This window comes from Acuticoccus kalidii (genome assembly GCF_021556395.1).
Classification (GTDB): Bacteria; Pseudomonadota; Alphaproteobacteria; order Rhizobiales; family Amorphaceae; genus Acuticoccus; species Acuticoccus kalidii.
Map to the genome: position 1 here is coordinate 117,824 of NZ_JAKGCS010000017.1, position 23,467 is coordinate 141,290.

Below are 23,467 nucleotides of genomic sequence, written 5' to 3' on the forward strand. Positions count from 1 at the left end.
TACGCAATGAGATCGGGGCAGGATAATCTGATCCCCTTCCCGATCAATAGCATGGGCGATCACGTCTACCCTGCAAATGCCACAACGGTGCCCGCGATTGGTCGCAGGCACCGTTGCCTTTCTGCCTCGATCGATGCGGGGCTCGCAAGCCCCGCCCGTCCGTGGAGTGCGGTCAGCCGAAGAAGCCGCCGCCCTGATCGCTGATGGACGAGTCGAATACGAAATCGTCGATCGTGACGTCCTCGGCGCGCAGCCCGATCACCACGAGGGTGCCGCTGCCGTCCGTATCGCCGAGATCGCCATCGGCGTTGCCGTTGAGCTCGGCGAGATCGATGATCAGCCAGCCTTCGTCCGTCGACCCGAACGCACTGGCGAGATGGCTCGCATAGTCGAACGCGAGTTCGCCGGTTTCCTCGGTATCGAAGAAGAGAGACAGGTCGATGACGTCCTGACCCTTTTGGAAGCCGACGATGATGTCGTCGCCGGACTCGATGAGATCGTCGCTCTCGCCGCCCTTGATGAGGTAGCGGTCCGCACCGAGGCCGCCGACCATCGTGTCGTTGCCGACGCCGCTGACGAAGACGTCGTTGCCGAGACCGCCAGACATGAAGTCGTCGCCGTCCTCGCCGAACAACAGGTCGTTACCGGCGTTGCCGAACAGGCGATCGCCGCCCTCGCTGCCATAGATGATGTCGTCCCCGGCGCCGCCGAACATCCGATCACGGCCGAGGCCGCCGATCATGATGTCGTTGCCGTCCTGACCGAACATCGTGTCGTTGAGCTGACCGAAGAAATCGAGCACGCCGGTCACGGTCCCGCTGATCTCGGCGATCATGTCGTCGAGGCTCGGCCCGGTGCCCGGCTCCTGCCCTTCGAGAAGGCCGCCAACCAGGTTCTCGAGCAGCGGCGCGATCAACTTGCCGACCTCGCCGTCGGTGACGAAGTCGCCGAGCATGATGTCGATGCCGTCGCCGCCGAACATCACATCGCGCCCGGCCCCGCCAATGAGGAAGTCTTCGCCCTCACCGCCGTCGATCAGATCGTTGCCGGAATTGCCGAAGATGATGTCGGCCCCGTCACCGCCGTCGATCGTATCGTTGCCGCCGAGGACACCGAGCCCCCAGAAGTCGCCGACGATGAAGTCGTCTTCGTCATGCCCGGAGATCAGATCGCCGGCCATGCCGCCGAGAAGAAGATCTTCGAGGCTGCCGCCTTCGATCGTGTCCGGCGCGAAGGCGCCACCGAAGACCGTATCGCCGTCCCGGTCGATGATGCGGCTGAGGAAGTCCTCGGTCTCGGTGTTGAAGGGATCGGCCGAACCGATGATCATCGCGTTCGCCGGCAGCGACTGGTCGTTCGTGGGGATCCACTTGCCGTCGACGTTCTCGACATGCACCGGAACGAGCTTGCGGATGCCGTAAGCGTCCTCGCCGAAGCTCAGATTGTCGCCGAGCGCATCGGTCACGACCTCGAGCGAATAGGCCTTGCCGTCGCTGAGATCGGTGTCGCTCTGATCATGCGCGAGGCGCAGGAGCTTACCGGGGCCAGAGAAGTCGCCGATATAGAGGACCTCCTGGCCGTCCTCCTCGATGATGGCCGTCTGCCAGATGTACGTCGCATCGGACACGCCGCGACCGTCATAGTCCTCGGGCAGTTCGGTCTGGAAACCGTCGAGCGTGATCGGCATCCACGACTCGGGATCCTCCGGCGTGGTCGTCCGCAGGAGCGTCGCGCCACCGTTGAAGTAGTTGACGCTACCAATATAGAAGTAGCCGTCATATTCGATCATCTGCATGACGCCATCGCCGAGACTCTCGAAGTCCGGCGTCACGTCCTCGACACCCGCATCGGTCAGCTTGAAGAGACCGTAGGGATACCAGGTGCCGATATAGATATCGCCGTTTTCGGTCTCCAGCGTTTCCGCCACGGCGGCGGCGTAGGGCCGGCCGTCTTCACCATCGAACTCGGCGATCGGCGCGGGGCTCCAGACGTCGTCCCCATAATAGAGCCAGAGTTGCGCGCCCTCGGTGACGTTCTCGGTGCCGACGAGGAGTGCGGTCTCCTTCGGCGCGCCATCCGGCGCATCGACCACGGTGAGCGCGCGGATCGAAGCGGTCCCGTCCACGTCGAGCGGGCCACCGGACACGGCCTGCCAGTCTTCCCCATCCCTCGAATAGACGATCTTCGCCGGATTGTTGCCGGCCTCGAGAAGGGAGAAAATCAGTGAGGTGGAGCTACTGAAATAAACAGCGCCGTCATAGCTGACCGCGTCGCGGAAGCCGAGATCCTCGTCGTTCACGAGCGAATCGGGCGTGACGTCGTAGGACCGGGTCCAGGTTTCGCTCTCGAAATTGTATTTCCAGATCTCCGGACCGTCGGACTGGAGAACGTTCGGGAAATCGCTGCCCAGGAACTCGCGCAGATCGGGCGAGACTTCCGACGTGTTGCGAATGAGGTCGAACAGGGTCTGTCCGCCGGTCTGCGCGGCCGCGTTCAACGTAACGCTCGCGCCGATCCCGCCGACATAGCCGAGCTGCGAATTCAGCGTCCCGACATAGAGTTCGGGAAGACCGGGCTGGTCCGGGCCGTCCTTGTCGAACAGGGTGGCCGACCAGGTATATTTATTCTTGGCATCGCCAAATCCGGCTTCGTCCGTCAGCTCGACGAATTCCCCGGTCCCGGGAACGTACAGATAGACCTGCGTCCCAAGATCGCCCAACTCCAACATCACGCTTCCTCCGATTGCCACAATCGCGATGAGAACGGTGAGGTGGTACCAGCAATGCGTCGAAATGAACAGTCGGATTAAGTAGAAATTCCCTAATTTATCGTTTATTTTTATGGCGGCGTGGCATTTCTAGGAATAGCTGCTTCATGCCGCAGCGGATCAATGCGCGACACGCAAATAAACGACACCGGAGCACGGAATTTCTAAATAAGACTTATCGCGGTGGTCGCGATAAACGCACCGACATCGGCCGGACCAGCGACACGCTCTCTCGGCGGAGGCGACCCCCAACACCGCCCCCGTCCCCCACTTCGACACCCCGCGACCGCACACAATACCTACACACGAGGTGTGATATCGCTGACGACGTTCGTCGTTGCGGCCGGATATCTTGGCTACGCGATATTCGCCACATTTTCAACGCGATAGTGATGTGTTACCCGCGACGGGGCTCGGCGCCTCGCGTCCGTGGCGGTTTTGCGTGGGAGATGCCGAATGGCTGGTGCGTTCGTTCTATCGATGGGTCGATCAGGCTCGACCCTTCTGTCGCGAATGCTGTCCGAGCACCCCACAATTCTCTCCGTGTCGGAATACTGGACCTCCCTCTGGATGCAATCCGTCGGCGATCCGCGATGGAGCGGCGGCCGATATTGGGATCTCCTCTCGACGCCGCCGGCCTGGTTCGCGACCCTCGTCGAACGGGCCAAGGAGGCCGACGCGCTGCCGGTCGAGTTCGTCTATGACGAAGCGAACGGCCGCTACGACCTCGCCCGTTGCCCGCCGATCCTCACGATGACCCTGCCGGCGCTGACCGACGCGCCGGACGCGCTCTATGACGAGCTGAGGGACATCGTCCCCACATGGTCGCGCGCGCCGGTGACGACCCATTCGCGCCATCTGTTCGACCATCTCGCCACGCGCTTCGAGCGCCCGTTCTGGGTCGAGCGGTCGGGCCTCTCTTATTGGTATGTGCCGGATATCCTGGGCGGTTTTCCCGATTCCAAATATATCCACCTGACGCGTGACGGACGCGACGTCGTCCTCTCGATGATGGCCATGCGCCTCTTCGATCCGATCGTGCGATTCGGCTGGCTGTTGCTGTCCGTCCATGCCAGCGGGCCGCTCCAGACCTTCATGTATTTCAAGATGCGGGCCGCCTCGCGGCGGAGTCTGCTCGCCTTCACCAACCTCGAGCGCGCGCTCACCGGCCAACATCTGCGCGAGCGGCCTTATAGCCTGCCGGACCGGATGGATTTCGCCGAGCGGCTGAAGACCTATGCCGAGTTCTGGGCGCATTCGACCCGGCTCGGCCTGCGCGCGATCGAAGCGATCCCGTCCGCCCAGATCCTCACGGTGCGATACGAAGATCTCGTCGCCGAACCGCGCGAGACGCTGACCGAAATCATCACCTTCCTGCAGCCGGACGGCGATCATCGCGCCTGGATCGACGCGGTCGAAGGCACACCGCGCGCCCGGCCGAGCCGCTGGCCGGAGCTCGATCCCGCGATCGCAGCCCCGGCCGAAGCGACGATCGCGCCAGTGAACGCCCTTCTCGGCTATCGCTGACGCCAGCGCCGGGCCACCCGCCAAAGAAGCCGCGCCCCGAAACAAAGAGCCCGCCTCGGAGACCGAGGCGGGCTTTTTCGTTGCGGCCGAGGTCCGCCCGTCAGCTCACGAGCGCGGGCTTTTCCTCGTCCATCTCGGTCTGGAACCAGCGGACCATCGCCGCGAGGCTGTCGCGGCCATAATTCTGCTGGACCGGCTCCGTCCTCGGCAGGACCGGCTCATCGAGCTGCGTGCCGAGCATGTTGTTCGCCGCCCCGCTCATGAAGAAGGCGGGGAGCCAGAGAGCCGGGTGACCCGGATTCGCCTCGAAGAACTCGATCGCCTTGGTGACGAACTCGTCGAGCGGCAGGAGGTCCACCTGGTAACCGTTCTCGCCGCTGATCGTCTGGATGTCGCGGATCGACAGAGACGGCCAGTCGGTGATGTGGCGGGTGCCGAACTGCTCGCCCGGCGTGTCCATGAAGGCCACGATCCGCTGCGCCGCGATGTCGACCGGGATCACCGGCAAGGCGACCTCGACGTCCGGCAGGAAGCGCGTGTCGAGGGCGAACTTCGCCAGCGCCGAACCGAGATCGGTGACGCTCGAGAAGCCGTCGCTCGTCCGGCCGATCACGAAGGACGGGCGATAGATGCCGACCGGCACGCCCTTCTCGCGGGCCGCCGTCGCATACATGTCGGAGGCCCACTTCGTCTGGACGTAACCGCCCTCGTCTTCCGGCGGAAGCAGAGGATCGACGCCTTCGTTGATCCGCGTCGTCTCGATCTGGTCGAGGCGCGCATAGACACGCAGGGTCGACACGAAGTGGAACGCTTTGTCCCCCTTCTTCGCGGCGAGATCGAGCAGGCGGCGCACGCTGAGGACGTTGCCCTCGCGCATCTCCTGATAGCCCTTCACGAAGGAGACGTCGGCACCGTTGTGCAGGATGACGTCGACCTCGTCCTCGAGGGTCTTCCACTGGGCCGGCGTGATGCCGAGATCGGGCGAGGAGAAGTCGCCTTGCCAGACCTCGATCGTGTTGCCGACCTCGGAGGCCGCCCGGTCGAGACCGGCCTTGCGCAGAACCGCGACGAGACGATCCTCGGCGTGCTTCTGGCTGCGGCCACGGCTCAGCGCGATGATCCGCTTGACGCCCTTTTGCAGGAGCTCCTCGATCATGAAGCTGCCGAGGAAGCCCGTGCCGCCGGTCATGAAGACCGCCTTGCGCTCGGCGAGCGGCACCTCGACCACCCCGCCGTCATAGACGAAGTCGTCGTCGAGGGCGGCGTCGATCAACATCAGCTCGTTGTTGGTCGCCGCCGTCGCCGCGCCCGCCACCGCCTTCGGCGCCGCCACCTCGACATTGAGGCGGCCGAGCATCGCGAAGGCGAGGTCGCGGATCGAACGATCCTGGGTCAGCTCGGACCGCGGGATCGACACGCCGAGACGCTGCTCGATGGCCATGCCGAACTCGACCGCCATCAGCGAGTCGAGGCCGGTCGCCGTCAGCGACTTCTCCGGGTCGATCCGGCTTTCCTTCGCGCCCATGATCTTGGCGATCGTCTCGATGAGCACCTGCTCCATCAGCGCGGCGCGCTCTTCCGGCGGAACCGCCGTGAAGTCCACCTTGTCCGCATCGCCGAGACTGTGATCGTCGCCGCCGCCGAGAACGCCCGAGACGCGCGCCGTCTTCAGGATCGGCGCCTTCATCAGCTTGCCATGCGGGTTGAGGACGGTCGCGACCGTCGGCTCACCGGCGACGAGCAGATGATCGAGCGAGGCGAGGATGTCCGCCACGGTGATCGTCGAGCCGAGCGACTTGTTGAGGTTCGCCTCGTCGCGCTGCAGCACGCCCGCATCCTCGACGGCACCGAGCGCGAGCGCCAGGGCCGGCAGCCCTTCGGCGCGCCGCGCCTCGGACAGCTTTTCGAGATAGGCATTCGCCGCCACGTAGTTCGCCTGACCCGGATTGCCGAGAAGGTTCGCGAGCGAGGAGAAGGAGACGAAATAGTCGAGCGGCTGACCGCGGGTCGCGCGATCGAGATGATAGGCGCCCTCGACCTTCGGCCGCACGGCTTTGACGAAGCCCTCTTCGGTCATGTTGCTCATGAGGCCGTCCTCGAGGACGAGCACCGCATGGAACACACCGCGGATCGGACCGTGATCGCGGACGAGTTCGCCGACGAACTCTTCCACCTTGGCCCCATCGGCCACGTCGGCCTGGACGACCACCACCTTGGCGCCGGCCGCCTCGATCGCCTTGATCGCCTCGGCCTGCTCGTCACTCGTGACGCCGCGACGGCCGACGAGGGCGATCGTGCGGGCGCCGCGCTCGGTCATCCAGAGCGCCAGCTTGAGGCCGATGCCGCCGAGACCGCCGGTGATGACGTGCACGCCTTCAGAGGCGAACGTCACCGACGGCGCGGGCAGCGGCTCGGGCGTGGCGTCGAGATGCTCGAGGTCGATCACCAGCTTGCCGAAATGGCGGCCGGCCTGCATCAGGCGGAACGCTTCCTTGATCCCCGCCACCGTGTAGGTGCGGAAGGGCAGCGGCCGGATCGCGCCGGTCTCGCAGGCCTCCAGCAGCTTCTCCCAGGTCTCGACGAAGAGGTCCGGGCGGTAGCGCGGCAGGTAGGTGAGGTCGACCGCGAAGTACGAGATGTTCTTCTCGAGCGCCTTGAGGTTCAGACGGTTGTTCGCCTCGAAGTCCCGCTTGCCGATCTCGACGAAGCGGCCGAACGGCTTCAGGAGGTCGATCGAGGTGAGCATCGCGTCGCCGGCGAGCGAGTTGAGCACCACGTCGACGCCTTCGCCGTTGGTGAAGGCCCGCACGTCCTCGTCGAACTTCAGCGTCCGCGAGTCGGAGATGCAGTCGACGCCGAGCGCCTTCAGGAGATCCCGCTTCTCGGCGGAGCCCGCCGTCGCGATCACCTTCGCCCCGAGCGACTTCGCGTACTGGATCGCGAGGAGGCCGATACCGCCCGCGCCGCCATGGACGAGGAAGGTTTCGCCGGCCCGCAGACGCGCCACCGTCGACAGCGCATAGACCACCGTGAGGCCGACCACCGGCAGCGTCGCCGCCTCCGGGTATGTCCACCCGGACGGGAGCTTCTGCACCGCTTCCGCCGCCACCGTGAGATGGGACGAGAAGCAGCCTTCCGACATCACCATCACGTGGTCGCCGGGGGCGACGTTCGTCACACCCTCGCCGACACGGACGACCTCGCCGGCGCCTTCGAGACCCATCAGCGGCCCGACCGGGCTATCCTTCAGGAGCTCCGGCGGGAGCATCCCGAGCGCCAGGATGATGTCCTTGAAGTTGAGGCCGGCGGCCTTGATCGCGATCTCGACCTTGCCGGGCTCGATGGTGTCCAGCGCCGGGACTTCCTTGAGGATGAGATTGTCGATCGAGCCCTGGGCCGACAGCGTCACCGCGAACGGCTTCGTGCCCTCGGCCTCGTTCGCCCCATTCTCGACGATCTCGATATAGGTCGCGAGAACGCCGTCGGACGTGATGCGCAGCTCGTCCACATTCTCGGCGACTTTCTTGTCGCCCGTGCCGCGATCCATCAGCCAATCGACGAGATGGCCGCGCGCCGCGTCGCTCCGCTCGGTGTCGATGCGGCGCGACTTCCACTGCGGCTGCTCGTTCACGATGGTGCGCCCGATCGCCCAATAGGCGGCGCCTGACAGGTTGACCGCCGGGTCGCCCTCGACACCCTCGGTCACGAGGGTGAAGCGGGGCGCGCAGTCCCAGCCGGCCGCACTCGTCGCCTTGATGAAGGCCACCAGCGGCCAGCCGGTCGTCGATTGCGGCTCGGTCTCGATCGTGCTGTTCGGCGCGAACACCACGATCTCGTCCGCCGGCTTGCCGACGAACTCGGACGCGAACGCCGTCCACGCCGCTTCATCGGAGCCCACGATGGCCCGCGTCTCGCCGGACTTCGGCGCATCGGCGGCCAGCGCGCCGTCGGTGACGGTAACACTGAAGACCGTGTCGCCAGCCGCGCGGGCCCGCTCCACGAGCTTCGCCGCGACCGCGCCTTCGCCTGCCGGCGCCATGACGATCCACCGGCGCGCGGCCGGGGCCTCGGCGTCCGCATCGGCTTCGGCCGGCGCGCTGAACGTCTCGGCCTCGCCGTCCGCCAGCGTCTTGCGGGCGAGCAGAACGGACACGTTGGACGGTGTCGTCTCGGTCGCGTCGGTCTTGAGCGCGACGTCGGCGAAACCGATCTCGCCGATCAGCGACTGCCACTTGGCGCCCGCCATCAGCGAATGGTGCGGCCGATCCTCGTGATCGGTGAACGCCCAGACGCCCGGCAGGAGGCCGAAGAAGAAGTCGAAATAGCCGACCCGCTCGATCTCGATGAGGCCGAGTAGACCGTTCTTGCGCAGGAGACCCCGCGCGTTTTTCAGGCTGTCGCGCACGCTCGCCGTGGCGTGGATCACGTTCGCACCGATCACGATGTCGAACGGTCCGCCGAGCTCGTTGGGGTCTTTCTGCCTCGACACGTCGAACGTCGCGGTCTCGAACCCCGGAACGTCGTGGAAGCGGCGCTCCACCCGCATCAGGAAGTCGGGCGAAACGTCGGTGAAGACGTACTCGAACCGGCCCTTCGGCAACGCCTTCAGGATGTGCGCCGTGGTGCCGCCGGTGCCGCCGCCGACCTCGAGGATCCGGACGGGCCGCGTCGTCGGCATCTGCAGCACGAACTCGCGCACCGCATGGGCGAGCGCGGTGTTCGCGCCGATCGAGGAGAAGCCCTGCTCGTAGATCTGTTCCATCACCGGGCTGCCCGAGCGCGGGAACAGGATCTCGAGAACCTCGACCTCGCCGGACAGAAGCGCCTGGTGCTGCAAGAAGATGCGCGAGGTCAGGAACCACTCGGCCGCAAAATGCGGGTAGAGCGGCTGATACTGACGCCACAACACCATCGGATCGGGCGATTTGACGACACGGAACGCCCCGCCTTCCTCGACGATATAGCCCTCCTTGACGGAGTCGGCGACGATCGTCGCGGCGTATTGGCGGTGCCGGTCGGCGATCTTGCCCGCGTCGACGAGCGTGTCGATCGTGAACGGCGCGCCGCCGGTCAGCGCGTTGAAGGTGTGCGCGGTGAACGCCCCGCAGACGAGCGCCGTCGTGCGGTTATACTCGTCGATGATCGCGTCGCGGCGGGCGACGGTCTCGGTGATGGGGACGTTCGCAAGAAGCGTCGTCGTGTCGACCGAGGCGAGCGCGTCGTCGAATGCGATCAGTGGCTTCTGGACCTGCTCGACCGTCACCGCCTCGTGACCATGTCCGGTGCCGACGGAGCGGACCTGAACGCCGATCAGTTCCACGAGAACCTCACCCTCGGGCGAGGCGATCGTCACGTCGGCGCTCAGATAGAAGCGGTTCGCGCCGCGCGCGACGACGTGGGCATAGACCGTCGGGAAGGCCTTCGTGGAGGCATGATAGATCAGACGGTCCACCTGAACCGGCACGAAGAGCCGGCGATCGGCGCCCGAATCGATGAGACCGATCATCGCCTGCAACGCGCCGTCGACCTGGGTCGGGTCGAGATGGAAGGTGCTGCCCGCCGCATCCTTACGCTCGAGCGTCGCGAGGACTTCGCGGTCGCCGAGTTCGATATGCGTCACCGTCTGGAAGGCGGGGCCGTAATGGAGGCCGCGCGAGGCGGTGAGGTGATAATGCTCGGCCGCCTCGCGGAAGCCGTTGCGCATCCGTCCCTTGAGAGCCTCGAGATCGATCGTCGACGCGGTCTTCGGGCGCAGTTCGAGATTGGCGCGCAGATGCTCGACGAAGGGATCGGGCTCGGCGTCCGGGTCGGTGCTGAGGGCGCGCGAGCGGATCGACAGGCTGTGATCCACCCGGTCGAGGAAGGTCTGCAACATGACCTCGCGCTCTTCGTCGAGCGGGAGCGCCTTTTCAATGAGGCCGGCGCGCAGCTCCACCGTGGTCTCGGGCGCGGCCTCGGTGAGGCCCGCGGCGAGCGCCGTCTCGAAGAAGCCGGCGGCCGGGAAGAGCACCGTGTCACGGATCACGTGGTCGCCCACAAAGGGCGAGCGCGACAGAGCGAGATCCTGCGTCCACACGTCCTTGCCGAGGCCGACCTGGAAGCCGAGGAAGGCGTGGTTGGTCGCCGTGCCTGCGATCGGGGCGCGCGGCGCGGGGCGGTTGAAGAAGCGCTCGTGCTGCCAGGGATAGGTCGGCAGATCGAGGACGCGGACCGGCTCCGGGACGATCGACGAGAAGTCGAACGCAGCCCCGGCGACGGCGCTCGCGGCGACGGCCTTGCGCCGGGCGACGACCTCGTCCTCGCCCCGGCGAAGCGTCTCAACCGTGCGCACGGACTTGCCGGCCGCCTTGCCGACGGCCTTCACATAGCCGATCAGGTTCGGATGCGGTCCGACCTCGACGAAGAGGCCGTAACCGTCGGCGCAGAGTTCGTCGATCGCCGGGCGGAAGAGCACGGGATCGCGCAGGTTCTTCCACCAATAGTCTTCGTCCATCTCCTCTCCGTCGAGCGTCATGCCCGTGACGGTGGAGTAGAACGGGACGTCGCCCTCGTGGCCGCGCACGCCCTTCACGTCGGCGCGGAATCCGGCCTCGATGGGGTCCATCATCGGCGAGTGGAAGGCGTAGTTGAGGCGCAGCTTGCGCGCGAAGATGCCCTGCTCGTCGAGCTTCTTGACGATCGCGTCGATCGCGGCGACGGGGCCGGCGATCGTGGTCGCGTCCGGGCCGTTGTCGCCGGTGATGACGAGGTTCGGATCGTGCGCGATCGCCTCGTTGGTCTTCTCCATGCCGAGACCGATCGCCGCCATCGCGCCGGTGCCGGCGGTCTTGCCCTGCTGAAGGCTACGGGCGGAGACGATCTTGACGATGGTCTTGAGGTCGAAGAGGCCCGCGCAATAGGCCGCGGCGAGCTCGCCGGCCGAATGGCCGACGGTGGCGCCGGGCTGAATGCCGTCCTCGGCGAGGCAGCGCGCGAGGCCAACCTGCACGGCGAACAGGCCGGGCTGGGCGATCTCGGTCATCGCCATGCGGCTGTCGGCCTCGTCGCAGTTCATCATCTCGTCGACGAGCTTCAGATCGGAAACTTCGCGGAAGGCCGCGCCGATCTCGTCGACCGTGTCGCGGAAGGTCTTCGACGCCTTGTAGAGGTCCCGGCCCATGCCCCACCATTGGGGGCCGTTGCCGGTGAAGACGAAGACCGGCCGCTGCGTCGCGAGCGCGGTGCCCGAGAGCCCGTTGGGCACATCCTGATCGGCGGCCACGGCGTCGAGATTGACGCGCAGCTCTTCGATCGAATCGGCCCAGATCGCCGTGCGGTGCGAATGCCAGGTCCGGCGGGTGAGAAGGTTGCCCGCCAGCTCATAGAGCGACGGCGAGGAGGCCCGCTCGTCGAGATATTTCGACAGATTGCCCGCCGCGGCGCGCATCGCCTCCGGTGAACGACCGGACACGAGGAACCACGGCCGCTCGATCTCGCGCTCCTTCTGCGGCGCGGGGACCGGCGGCTCGGCGATCACGACGTGCGCGTTCGCACCGCCGAAACCGAACGAGTTGATGCCGATCAGCGCCGGGCCAGAGGTCTCCGGCAACGGCGTCATCTCGGTCACGACCTTGAGACGCAGATTGTCGAAATCGATTGCCGGGTTGGGCGTATCGAAGTGGATGGAAGGCGGGATCTCGCGCTTGTTGAGGCACAGGATCGCTTTCGCGAGACCGGCCATGCCGGACGCGGGCTCGAGGTGGCCGATATTCGACTTGATCGAGCCGATCGGCAGGATCCCCTCGCCGCCCCGCGCCTGCGCGATCGCGCGGCCGATAGCGCCGGCCTCGATCGGATCGCCGGCCGCCGTGCCCGTGCCATGCGCCTCGACATAAACGACGTCGTCCTGGCGGATGCCGTGATTGTGGAAGACGCGCTCGATGAGCTCCTGCTGGGCATCGCCGTTCGGCAGCGACAGACCGCCGGTGCGGCCGTCATTGTTCGCGTCCGTGCCGCGGACGACGGCGAGGATCGGGTCGTTGTCCTTCCGCGCCTGGTCGAGCGGCTTCAGGATGAAGGCGCCCGCACCTTCCGCCCGCACGAAGCCTTCGCCGTCGGCGTCGAACGCCCGGCACTGGGCGGCAGGGGAAAGCATCTTCGCGCCGCAGAACCCGGCGAAAGGTTCGGCCTTGAACAGCGCGTTGGCCGCGCCGACGATCGCCATCTCGCATGCGCCCTGGCGGATCGAGCGGACCGCATAGTCGAACGCGGTCAGACCCGACGAGCAGGCCGTGTCGATCGCCATCGACGGCCCGCGCAGGTCGAACACGTAGGAAATGCGGTTGGCCGCGATCGAGAACGCGCCACCCGTGTTGGTGTAGGCGTTGCCGCGCCGCGGCTCTTCGTTCTGATACTGGATGTAATCGTTCGACGAGATGCCGATGAAGACGCCCGTGCGCGTCTTCGCGATCTTGTCGAGCGGGATGCCGGCATTCTCGAGCGCCTCGAACGAGGTCTCGATCAGGATCCGCTGCTGGGGATCGATCTGCGCCGCCTCACGCGGGGAAATGCTGAGAAAGCTGGTGTCGATGAGGTCGAGGTCATCGATGAAGCCGGCGCGCTTGACGTAGGTGCGGCCATAACGGGGCTTCGGATCGTAAAGATCGTGAAGCCAGCGCCCTTCCGGCAGGTCGCGGATCGCATCGCCGCGCCCCTTCAGGAAAGTCCACAAGGCCTCGAGGTCGTTGACCCCACCCGGAAGTCGCAGCCCACACCCGATGATAGCCACATCACCAACGGCGGACGACTGCGCAGAATCAGCGGCTGACCGCTGATGTGCAGACACAATATTCATAGGCTAGCCACCTTCACACATTCACCACTACTTCAGGTGGGCCCGCACACTGAAGCAATCGCAAACCCTTGCTTCGTTACTTTCCAGTTTCTTGGCCGCATTGAGTCAAAACAAGCTCGGGTCAAATGGAGCCAAACAACGAATCTAGAGAGATCCCACCTCGCATCGCTGCGAGGGCCCCGAAATCCTCTCAGTTCGTCATTTACCCTGCAATTTATGGAACTTCTCAATCTAGTAACGTTTACCCTACGGCGTGTCAACGCGCGCAGGAGTCGAAAAAGGCATAAGATCCTTCTTGAGAAACTGACTATCCAGTTTTCATGGCACCGGACACCTCATGCAAAATTGCATAGATATTACAAACTCATACGCGCCTTACCGAAACGTGAAGCTGACACAAAAAAGACAGCTTCGTTAGTCGCTCCGCCGCATCGCTAGCCAAACAACGAGCAATAAATACCCAATCGGGTCGAAAAATGAGCAAGCAGATGGCGCAATCGCATCCGCCCTGTGAATCGCCTCCGGGCCATCTGCCTCAATTCGGAGCGTCACGCAACCATTTCGGGCTCGCCCTCCGCATCCAATCGACCCAAGATAGCGGATCGAGCCGCCTGTTCAGCACCGATCGCCAGGAAATACGCGATGATGCGCCCCTTCGACCTCATTTTCGGACATCAACACGCGGCACCGTATGTCGATACCTCCAATTGATGGCAGTTCGGTGTCAAGAGCGGGTCGCAGGAGTCGTTACACAGCCGACTATTCACTGATTCGGCGCGAATTCGGTATTCGATGGGCTTCCCACAGAAAAGACGCCCTCAGGATTCTGTCCCTATCACATTTTGTACCAGTGTCCAGGCGATCGCCACTTGATCGGCTCGAATCGATCCGTGCCCGCGCGCCACGCCAGGGGCGCAAGGCCGAAATGCTTCGGCACAAAAAAAAGCCGCCGCGCTCATGCGAACGCGGCGGCTTTTTTCGTGAGGAGAGACCGGCCCCCTGCGGGCCGGCCTCGACCGGTCAGAGGGTGAGACGTGGCGACAAGGCTTTCGGATCGACCTTGAGGTCGAGAATCGCCGGCGTGTTGCTCGCCCGCGCCCGCGCGAGCGCATCGGCAAAGCTCGCATTGTCCGTCACCGTCTCGCCGAATGCGCCGTAAGACCGTGCCCACGCGGCGAAGTCCGGATTGCGCATCTTCGTCCCCGAGACGCGGCCGGGATACTCCCTCTCCTGGTGCATCCGGATCGTGCCGTACATCCCGTTATTGGAGATGAGCACGATGATGTTCGCCCCGAACTCACACGCCGTGCCGAACTCCTGGCACGTCATCTGAAAACACCCGTCGCCGGCGAGGCACACGACGTCCCGCTCCGGCGCGGCGAGCTTGGCCGCAACCGCCGCCGGCAGACCGTAGCCCATGGAGCCCGATGTCGGGGCGAGCTGGGTGCGGTAGCTGCGATAGCGATAATAGCGGTGGAGCCAGGCCGAGTAGTTGCCCGCGCCGTTCGTCAGGATGGCATCGTCCGGCAGCACCTCGTTGAGGTGGGCGATGACGTGCTCCATCTGGAGCGCGCCCGGCGTCGCCTGCGGCGTCTGCCACGCCTCATAGGCCGCCCGCGCATCCTCACGCCAGGCGCCCCACGGGACGCTGGGCGCCGGCCGGGCCGCGAGCGCCTCGATCACCGAGGACGACGAGGCCGCGATCGCGAGCGTCGGACGATAGACGCGACCGAGCTCGGCGCTGTCCGGATAGACGTGAAGGAGCCGCTGCTTGGGCTCCGGCACCGTCAGGAGCGTGTAACCGCTCGTCGTCATCTCGCCGAGGCGCGCGCCGATCGCGAGGATCGTGTCGGCCTCGCGGATCCGCTCGGCGAGCTTCGGATTCACGCCGACGCCCGCATCGCCGACATAATGCGGCAGGCGGTTGTCCATATAGTCCTGACAGCGGAAGGACGCCGCGATCGGCAGATCCCACGCCGCCGCGAAGCGGCTCAGCGCCTCGGTGGTCTCAGCGGACCAACCACCGCCGCCGACGATGGCGATCGGCCGTTCCGCCGCCGACAACGCTTCGACGAGAGCGTCGACCGAAGCCTCGCTAACCTCGCTTCGCACGTCCACCGAAGCCGGAGCGGTCGCCGCGTTCGAGACGGCCGAGAGCATGTCCTCCGGCAGCGCGAGCACGACCGGTCCCGGCCGCCCGGACCCGGCGACATGGAAGGCGTGGCTCACATATTCGGGAATCCGATCCGTCAGCTCGATCTCGGCGACCCATTTGGCGAGCGGCCCGAACATCTGCCGATAGTCGACCTCCTGGAAGGCCTCGCGATCGCGCTGATCGCGGGCGACCTGGCCGACAAAGAGGACCATAGGCGTCGAATCCTGAAACGCCACATGGACGCCGGCCGAGGCGTTGGTGGCGCCCGGCCCGCGCGTCACGAAGGCGACGCCCGGACGGCCGGTCAACTTTCCGTGAGCTTCGGCCATCATCGCCGCGCCGCCCTCCTGGCGGCAGACCACGAGGTCGATCCCGGCCCCGACCATCCCGTCGAGCGCGGCGAGATAGCTCTCGCCCGGAATACAGAAGGCGCGATCGACCCCCTCGGTGACGAGCTGGTCGACCAGAAGCTGCCCGCCATGGCGCGGCGTCACGGCGTCAGCCATGGGCTGCCCTCCCGACGCCATGGGACAGGTCGGTCGAGCGATGCGGGCATTCCCGCGCCTTCGAATGGATCATGGTTGCGGACTCCGCGTTCCTGAACGTTCCTCAGCACGATTGGGCGCGTGCTTTGACGGTCATTATCAACTTAATCCGCACATCTATGCCAGGCTCGCCTTGAACGACAGCCCGTTTCGTCACATCCCTCCGCGCAATTTCACGCCCAAAAGTGACGTATTTGTCCCAAACTCACTGCATCACCATTCCGCCGTCGATCATGATGAGCTGGCCAGTCATGTAGTCTGACTCCGGGCTCGCGAGGAACGCGGCGGTGCCGATCACGTCGTTCGGATAGGAGTAGCGCTTCATCAGGATCATGTTGGCGGCGAGCGAATCCATCGATTCGCCCGGCTTCTGGAATTTGCCGATCTCGACGAGATCCTTGTCGAGCTGCTCCCAGAGCTCGGTCCGCACGACGCCCGGCCCGTAGCCGTTGACGGTGATGTTGTGATCCACAAGCGCCCGCGCGCCGCCGGTGATCATCGCGAGGACCGCGTGCTTGGAGCAGCAATAGGGAACCACGTCGTCGAACGTCGTGCGCGAGGCGATCGAGCCGACATTGATGATCTTGTAGGGGCCGTTCTCCGCGCCCTGCTTGATCATCTGCCGCGCCGCCTCCTGCATCCCGAAGAGCACGCCCTTCGCGTTGACGTTCATGATGAGGTCCCAATTCTCCTCGTCGATATCCATGAAGAAGCGCGGCTTGTTGAGGCCGGCATTCATCAGCGCGACGTTGATCGAGCCGAAGGCGTCCACCGTGGCGGCGACGGCGGCGGCGTTGTCGGCGCGCTTGGTCACGTCGAGCTTCACGGCGATCGCCTTGCCGTTGCCGGCCCCGTTGATGCGGGCGGCGACATCCTTCACGCCCGCTTCGTTGACGTCGCCGATACAGACATTGGCGCCTTGGGCGGCATAGTGCTCCGCAATCGCAGCGCCCATGCCCTGAGCGGCGCCCGTGACCATGATGTTTTTGCCCTTGAGGCGATTCGGGTCCATCGGATGTTCCTCTAGTCCGTCCTTGAAAGCATCAGCGCCTCGGTCCGGGACTGGACCGCGGCGAGCGCATCGCGCGGGCTGACGAGGCCGCGCAGCATGTCGTGGAAGAGGTGGCCGCAGATCTCGATGACACCCGCGAGCTGCGGAGCGGGTGGACGCGGCCAATATTGGAGCAGCCCCTGGCGGGCCATCGTGTCCATCGAGGCGAGCGCCGGGGAGAGCGCCCGCACTTCGGGATCGGCGGTCACGGAAAAGCGCGGGCAGGCCCGGCTGCCGGACGTGATGTAGAGCTTGCTCACCTCGGCGGAGGTGAGCAGCGCCAGCGCCTTGCCCACCGCATCCCGCCGCTCCGGGGCGAGATTGGCCGCCATCGACAGCACATAGCCCCCGACCGGAGCGATCGGATGACCATGCGGCCCCGCCGGATGCGGGACGAAACCCGTCCTTGCATGGGCCGGCCGCGACGGGTCGTTCTCGAAGTATGGGGCGAGGAGCGTATAGGTATAGGCCATGGCGACATCCCCATCGCCATAGGCAACGACGCGCTCGTACCAGGACATCGACAGGATGTTGCGCGGCGAGACTTCCATGAGTCGCATCAGGAAGTCCGCCATCTCGGCCGCTTCCGGTGTGTCGAACATCGGGCGGAGGCGCTCGCCGGTGAGGTCCGTCGCGTCGAACCCGTCTTCGAGGCGGGGAAGATTGAGCGCCGGGCGGCCGAACGCGCCCATCAGCATCAGGACGGTGTGGCCGAGCGGCGTGCCGCGCGCGGCGTTCCACGCGATCCCGCGCACGCCGCGGTCCGGCCGATGCAGGGTTCGTGCGGCCGCCAACAGCGCGTCGGTCGTCGTCGGCGGGTCGATCCCTTCGGCCTCGAAGAGATCCGTGCGGTAGGCGAGAAGCTCCGGCGTCGTCTGGATCGGAACCCCGTAGAGCTGCCCTTTATAGACGGCCCCGTTCCACCCGGCCGGATGGAAATCGGACCGGTTGATCCCCTCGCTCGCCACGACCTCGTCGAGCGGGCCGAGTACTCCCTGCTCGGCGAACTCGCCGACCCAGGGCAAATCCACCGCCATGATGTCGTAGGCGGAGACCGGCGCCGCCGCGTTCTCCAGCATTTCGAGCCGGAGCCGGTCGATCGATAGCGCGCGGGCGCGGACCGATGCCCCGAGCACGTTTTCGAGCTGCCGCTTCAGCGTGTCCATCGCCATGAAGGTCGGGTCGGCGTGGACCAGCAGGCGCAGCGGCCCGACGAGCTTCAGCCGCTCGGTGTGCACCGCCGGAAGCGGAATGATGCGCGCCTTCAGATAGGAGCCGCCGAAATAATAGTCGGCCCCCTCGCCCTGCTCGGACAGGCCGATCGTGCGCCCGACCACCAGCTTGATGCGGTGCGCGTAGCTGTGCCACGCATCGATCAGGCCGGGAGAGGGATGGAGCGAGAAGCTCTTGCCCGATTTCGTGCGCGGGCGCTGGTGGATCAGCCCCTCGTCCTGCATCTCACGGATGCGCCGCACCGCGGTCGCGTAAGGCACCCGCGCCGCCATCGCGAGGGTGGAGATGGTGGTGAGCTTCCCCTCGATGTGGTTGCGCATCAGGTGGATGGTGATGTGGAGATAGGAATCCGGCGTCGAGAGCGGCAGGACGTGCGCCCCCTCGCTCTGCATCTCCTCGATGAAGCCGAGGAAACGCAGCATCTCGTGCCGCGTCAGCGTCCGGCCCGCCGCGGGAGCGGGCTGCCGGGCGCTGGAACGGAGCGCTTCGGGGGCGAGCGGGGCGTCGGCCGTGCGCATCTAAAGGCCCGAGATCGCTTGGACGAGACGGTCTTCCGTCAGCGTCGCCGCATCGAAAACGCCGGCCATCTGCCCGTGATAGAGCGCGATCACCCGGTCGGAGACGCCCATGATCTCCGGCATCTCGGAGGAGATGACGAGGATCGCGAGCCCGGTTCCGGCGAGCCGGCGGATGAGGTCGTGGATCTCCGATTTCGAACCGACATCGATGCCCCGCGTCGGCTCGTCGAGGATCAGGATCTCCGGCGCGGTGGAGAGCCACTTGCCGATCACCACCTTCTGCTGATTGCCGCCCGAAAGGTTCACCACCAGCGCCTGCGGGCCGGGGGAGCGCAGGTCGAGCATGGTGGCGTAGGTGTCGTAGATCGCCTGCTCGGCCTTCGGCTTCAGGAAGCCCATCCCGTTCGACACGGTGCCGAGCTGGGCCATCGACATATTGTCCCGGCAGCTCATGCCGAGGACGAGGCCCTGCTCCTTGCGGCTCTCCGGCACGAGGGCGAGGCCACGCGCGATCGCATCCGGCGGCGCATCGATCTCGACGGTCTCGTCGTCGATCCGAATCTCGCCCGTGTCGGGCGATCTGAGGCCGAACAAAGTCTCGGCGATCTCGGTCCGGCCGGCGCCGATGAGGCCATACATGCCGACGACCTCGCCCTTGCGGATCTCGAATGAGATATCGCGATAGAGCGAACCGCACGACAGGCCCCTCACCTCGAGCGCGACCGGGCCGGGCTCGCCGGCGGCGCGCTTCTCGCGGCCCTCGAGCGAACGGCCGATCATCAGCCGGGTCACGTCGTCCTCGGTGGTCTCGGCGGTGACGCGCGTGCCGCGGACCTTCCCGTCGCGCAGGACGGTGAGGCGATGGGAGAGCGTGAAGATCTCGTCCATCCGGTGCGAGATGTAGACGATGCCGACGCCCTTGCGCATCAACCCGCGAATGATCTCGAACAGGACGACCTTTTCGGCATCCGTCAGCGAGGCGGTCGGCTCGTCGAACACGACGACCTTCGGGGTAAACACCAGCGCGCGGGCGATCTCCACCATCTGCCGGTTGGCGATCGACAGCTTCTCCACCTTGTCCTTCGCGGAAAAGCGGCAACCGAGCGTCTTCAGGATCTCATCGGCGACGGCGAAGAGAACGCGCCATTTCACCGTGCCGAGGATGCCCTTGGGCAGCGAGCCGAGAAAGATATTCTCGGCCACCGTCATCTCCGGCACCAGCGAGAGCTCCTGGTGGATGAGAACGATCCCGGCGCGCTTGGCCTGCATCGGATTGTCGAAATGGACGGGCTCACCCTCAAGGTGGATCGCCCCGCGATTGGCGGTGTGATTGCCCGCGAGGATCTTCATCAGTGTGGACTTGCCCGCTCCATTCTCGCCGAGCAAAGCGTGGACCTCTCCGGCCCTCACCTCGAGGCTCACATCGTCGAGCGCGACGACGCCCGGAAACGTCTTCGTGATCCCGTCGAGACGGAGGAGCGGCTCCCGCGCTGTCACCGCATCGCGGTCCGACGCATTCGGGGCCGCGTGGGGGGTGGCGGTTTCGGCGGTCATATCTTCACCTCCTCGACGCCGGCGCGGTTCACCTGGCGGTCGATGAAGAGCACGATGATCAGGATCGCCCCCAGGATGACGAGGACGTAGAAGGCCGGCACCTGCATGAGGTTCATCCCGTTGCGCAGGATGCCGATGGCGAGAACGCCGCCGAGCGTGCCGACGATCGACCCCGCCCCGCCGGCCAGTTTGGTGCCGCCGAGGACGACGGCCGTGATCGTCCAAAGCTCGTACTCCCGACCGAGATTGGGCGTGGAGGCGCCCATCTGGGTCGACAACGTGATCCCGGCGAGCGCGGCGAAGAAGCCGACGATCATGAAGTTGACGACCATGTGCCGGCCGACGCGAATGCCGGCGTTCAGCGCCGCGTCCCGATTGCCGCCGACCGCATAGGCGTTCCGCCCGTGGACGGTGGAGGTCATCAGCCAATGCATCAGCACGGTGAAGCCGAGGAACACCCAGGCGAGCGTCGGCAACCCCGCGAACTGGGACATGCCGAAGTCCGAATAGGCGAAGTCCATCGCGAAGAAGGACTGTTCCTGCGTGTAGAGGAAGACGAGGCCGCGGACGCCGATCATCGCGCCGAGGGTGACGATGAACGCGTCGACGCCGGTCTTCCAGACGATCATCCCGTTGACGAAGCCGAGCCCGATCCCGGCGCCGAGGCCGACGAACACCGCCGGAAGCGTCCCGATTTCGCTCTGGAGACCGACGGCGAGGGAAGCGGCGAGCGCCACGACGGCGCCGACCGAGAGGTCGATATTGCCGTTGATCATCACCACCGTCATGCCGAGGGCGATGAGGCCGATGGTGGAGGTCTGTTGCAGGATGTTCTTCAGATTGCCGATTTCGGCGAAATTGTCCGTCATCAGCGAGAAGAAGATCGCGCAGGCGAGGGTGAAGAGCCAAATCGGCGGGATCACCGTGAAGCGGCGCAGATTCTGAAGCGTTGCGAGCGTCTTTGTCATGCGGTCCTCCTCAAGCCGTCGTGGTGAAGAGGCGGCCGCGCTGCGAGGCAACGTCGAGCCACACGGCGAGGATGATGACCACCCAGGTGACGAGCCACTGCGCGTAATATTGATAGCCCATCAGGAGGAGCCCGTTCTGGATGAAGCCCAGAATGAGCACGCCGATGACGGTCTTGATGACCGAGCCCGAACCGCCGAGCAGCGAGGTTCCGCCGAGGATGACGCCGGCGAGCACCAGGAGCTCGTAGCCCTGGCCGACATTGTTCTGGCTGCCCATCACCCGGCTGCCCAGAATGAGCGCCGCGCAGAAGACGGTGAAGGACGAGATCACGTAGGTCGAGAAGACCACGCGCGCCCGGCGGATGCCGGAAAAGGCCGCCGCCGTCTTGTTGCCGCCGACGGCGAAGACGCGCCGGCCATAGGCCGTGCGGGTGAGGACGATGTGGAACACCACCGCGAGGCCGAGAAAGATCCATGTCGGCACCGCGATGCCGAGGACGAAGTCACGGCCGAAAAAGGCAAACCAGGTCGCCTCTTGATCGGTGATGTCGACATTCTGTCCGCCGGAATAGATCAGCGTCAGGCCCTGGATCGCCGACAACATGCCGAGCGTCACGATCAGCGAGTTGAGCTTCAGGAAGCCGACCAGGATGCCGTTCACGCACCCGATCGCCAGCGTGGCGACGAGGGTGATCGCCATCGCCGGAGCGGGGCCGATCTTGTCGTGGAGGTCGACCACCATGACCGTTGAGAACGAGAGCATCGAGCCGACGGAAAGGTCGAGATTGCCGCCGATCACCACGATCGTGACGCCGAGCGCGATGGTGCCGATGATGGAGACCTGCCGGAAGACGGTCGAGGCGTTGTCCCAACTCGCGAACCGGTCGGAAAACAACGAGAACAGGATGAGGAAGACGATGAAGGCGAGCAGGATCCCCTGCCGCTGCGCGCCATGGCCGATATCGCGCCATGCGGGCAGACTGAGCCGCCGTTCGCCCACCTCGCCGGTGTCGGTGGTCATGTCGTCCTCCCCTTGCGGTCCGGTCTGTCGCCGGATCTCACCGTGTGATTCGCCTCGTCGGACACCCCGCGCCGCGCGGGCCGTTATCCTCGGCCGTGGGTGCGCGGGCGGCTCGGCGCACCATGGCGGCGCGCCGTTCGGCGAGCGGTCCCGTCAGAAGACGGGCTTCTCGAACTCGCTCATGTTGTCCTGCGTGATCTTCGGCGTGTCGAAATAGTTGAGGAAGGGCACCTCTTCGCCGGACGCCACGGCCTTGGCCGTCTCGAGGGCGTTCTTCGCGTCCTCGACGGGCGACTGGTAGACCGAGCCCCAATATTCGCCGCGCCCCATCGCCTCGTAGCCGACGGCGAAGTTGGTGGCGCCGATGAACACCGTCTCGTCGGCCCGGCCCGCGGCTTTCGCGGCGTTCAGCGCGCCGACGCCCATATTGTCGTCGCCCGAATAGACGCCGTCGATCTTGTCGTATTTGGTGAGGAAATTCTCCATCACCCGCTGCGACTTCTCGCGATTCCAGTCGCCGGGCTGGGTCTCCACGATCTCGACGCCGGGGCAGTTCGCGGCAAGCTCGTCCTCGAAGCCCTTCTGGCGCTCGATCGCGGTGGTGTAGCCCGGCTGGCCGGAGATCTGGACGATCTGGCCTTCGCCGCCGAGGGCGTCGCACATCATCTGCGCGGAATATTCACCCTGGATAATGTTGTTCGGCCCCGAGAAGGACTTGATGAAGTCGAAGCCCGCTTCGGCGATCTGGCTGTTGGTGATCACCACGGGAATCCCGGCGCGATCGGCCTGCCGAACGGCCGGGACGACGGCCTGACCATTGGTCGGCCAGATGATGATCGCGTCCACCTTCTGCTGGATGAGATCCTGAATTTGTCCAATCTGGCGAGCGACGTCGCCGCCGGCGTCCAGCACGACGACGTCGATATTCGGATCGGCGTTCGCAGCCTCGACGAAGGCGCGCTCATAGGTCGTCTGATAGCTGTCGACGCCGACATTGTTCTGTGTGATGCCGATGGTCATGGTTTCGGCGAGCGCCGGCGCGCTCATGAGCGCGATCGCGCTGACGGCGGCAAAGGTCGCGGTCATCTTCATGGGGTTCCTCTCCATATATATTGCTTGAAGCGCGACGCCTTCATCAGCCATTCGACTGCGAGGACACGCCTGTTTTTTTGGCCCGAGGACCATCGCGAAGTCCGCGATCCATTGCAGCACGCATTTTGTCCAAAATGGATATCACGATCCGTTGGCATCGGCCGCGCGATGCGCGGCTGAGCGCGGAGAGCGCCGTCATGACG

At 65.4% G+C, this 23,467-nt stretch carries 10 protein-coding genes; 1 reads left to right on the forward strand and 9 read right to left on the reverse strand.

Annotated elements, in window-relative coordinates; translation table 11 throughout:
* Positions 1-172: 172 nt before the first annotated feature.
* Positions 173-2,728: a calcium-binding protein gene (locus L1787_RS10755; RefSeq protein WP_255720458.1), complete on the reverse strand. Its 2,556-nt coding sequence runs from the start codon at positions 2,726-2,728 to the stop codon at positions 173-175.
* 495 nt (positions 2,729-3,223) lie between these two features.
* Here L1787_RS10755 and L1787_RS10760 point away from each other — a divergent pair, with 495 nt between their 5' ends.
* A complete protein-coding gene (locus L1787_RS10760; RefSeq protein WP_235708824.1) occupies positions 3,224-4,294 on the forward strand; it encodes a sulfotransferase family protein in 1,071 nt (356 codons plus the stop codon).
* A 100-nt stretch (positions 4,295-4,394) separates the two neighbouring features.
* Here L1787_RS10760 and L1787_RS10765 read toward each other — a convergent pair whose 3' ends face one another.
* The 8 genes from L1787_RS10765 to L1787_RS10800 all read right to left on the reverse strand — a co-directional run bounded on the left by L1787_RS10765 (position 4,395) and on the right by L1787_RS10800 (position 23,264).
* The gene (locus L1787_RS10765; RefSeq protein WP_255720430.1) at positions 4,395-13,127 is read right to left on the reverse strand and encodes a type I polyketide synthase; all 8,733 of its coding nucleotides are present in this window, start codon (positions 13,125-13,127) and stop codon (positions 4,395-4,397) included.
* Positions 13,128-14,147: 1,020 nt separating this feature from the next.
* Positions 14,148-15,788, reverse strand: a complete 1,641-nt coding sequence (locus tag L1787_RS10770; protein ID WP_235708826.1) for a thiamine pyrophosphate-binding protein — start codon at positions 15,786-15,788, stop codon at positions 14,148-14,150.
* A 244-nt stretch (positions 15,789-16,032) separates the two neighbouring features.
* On the reverse strand, positions 16,033-16,839 hold the full coding sequence (locus L1787_RS10775) for an SDR family oxidoreductase (protein WP_235708827.1): 807 nt from the start codon (positions 16,837-16,839) through the stop codon (positions 16,033-16,035).
* An 11-nt stretch (positions 16,840-16,850) separates the two neighbouring features.
* Positions 16,851-18,629 carry an ABC transporter substrate-binding protein gene (locus L1787_RS10780; RefSeq protein ID WP_235708828.1) on the reverse strand — a complete coding sequence of 593 codons (1,779 nt, stop codon included), beginning with the start codon at positions 18,627-18,629 and terminating at the stop codon, positions 16,851-16,853.
* Entirely contained in the window at positions 18,630-20,183 is a 1,554-nt protein-coding gene (locus tag L1787_RS10785) for a sugar ABC transporter ATP-binding protein (protein WP_235708829.1), read from the reverse strand.
* The gene (locus L1787_RS10790; protein ID WP_235708830.1) at positions 20,180-21,151 is read right to left on the reverse strand and encodes an ABC transporter permease; all 972 of its coding nucleotides are present in this window, start codon (positions 21,149-21,151) and stop codon (positions 20,180-20,182) included. The genes L1787_RS10785 and L1787_RS10790 overlap by 4 nt, the downstream gene beginning before the upstream one ends.
* A gap of 10 nt (positions 21,152-21,161) precedes the next feature.
* Positions 21,162-22,172: an ABC transporter permease gene (locus L1787_RS10795; RefSeq protein WP_235708831.1), complete on the reverse strand. Its 1,011-nt coding sequence runs from the start codon at positions 22,170-22,172 to the stop codon at positions 21,162-21,164.
* A 153-nt stretch (positions 22,173-22,325) separates the two neighbouring features.
* Positions 22,326-23,264 carry a sugar ABC transporter substrate-binding protein gene (locus L1787_RS10800; protein ID WP_235708832.1) on the reverse strand — a complete coding sequence of 313 codons (939 nt, stop codon included), beginning with the start codon at positions 23,262-23,264 and terminating at the stop codon, positions 22,326-22,328.
* Between the last annotated feature and the right edge of the window lie 203 nt (positions 23,265-23,467).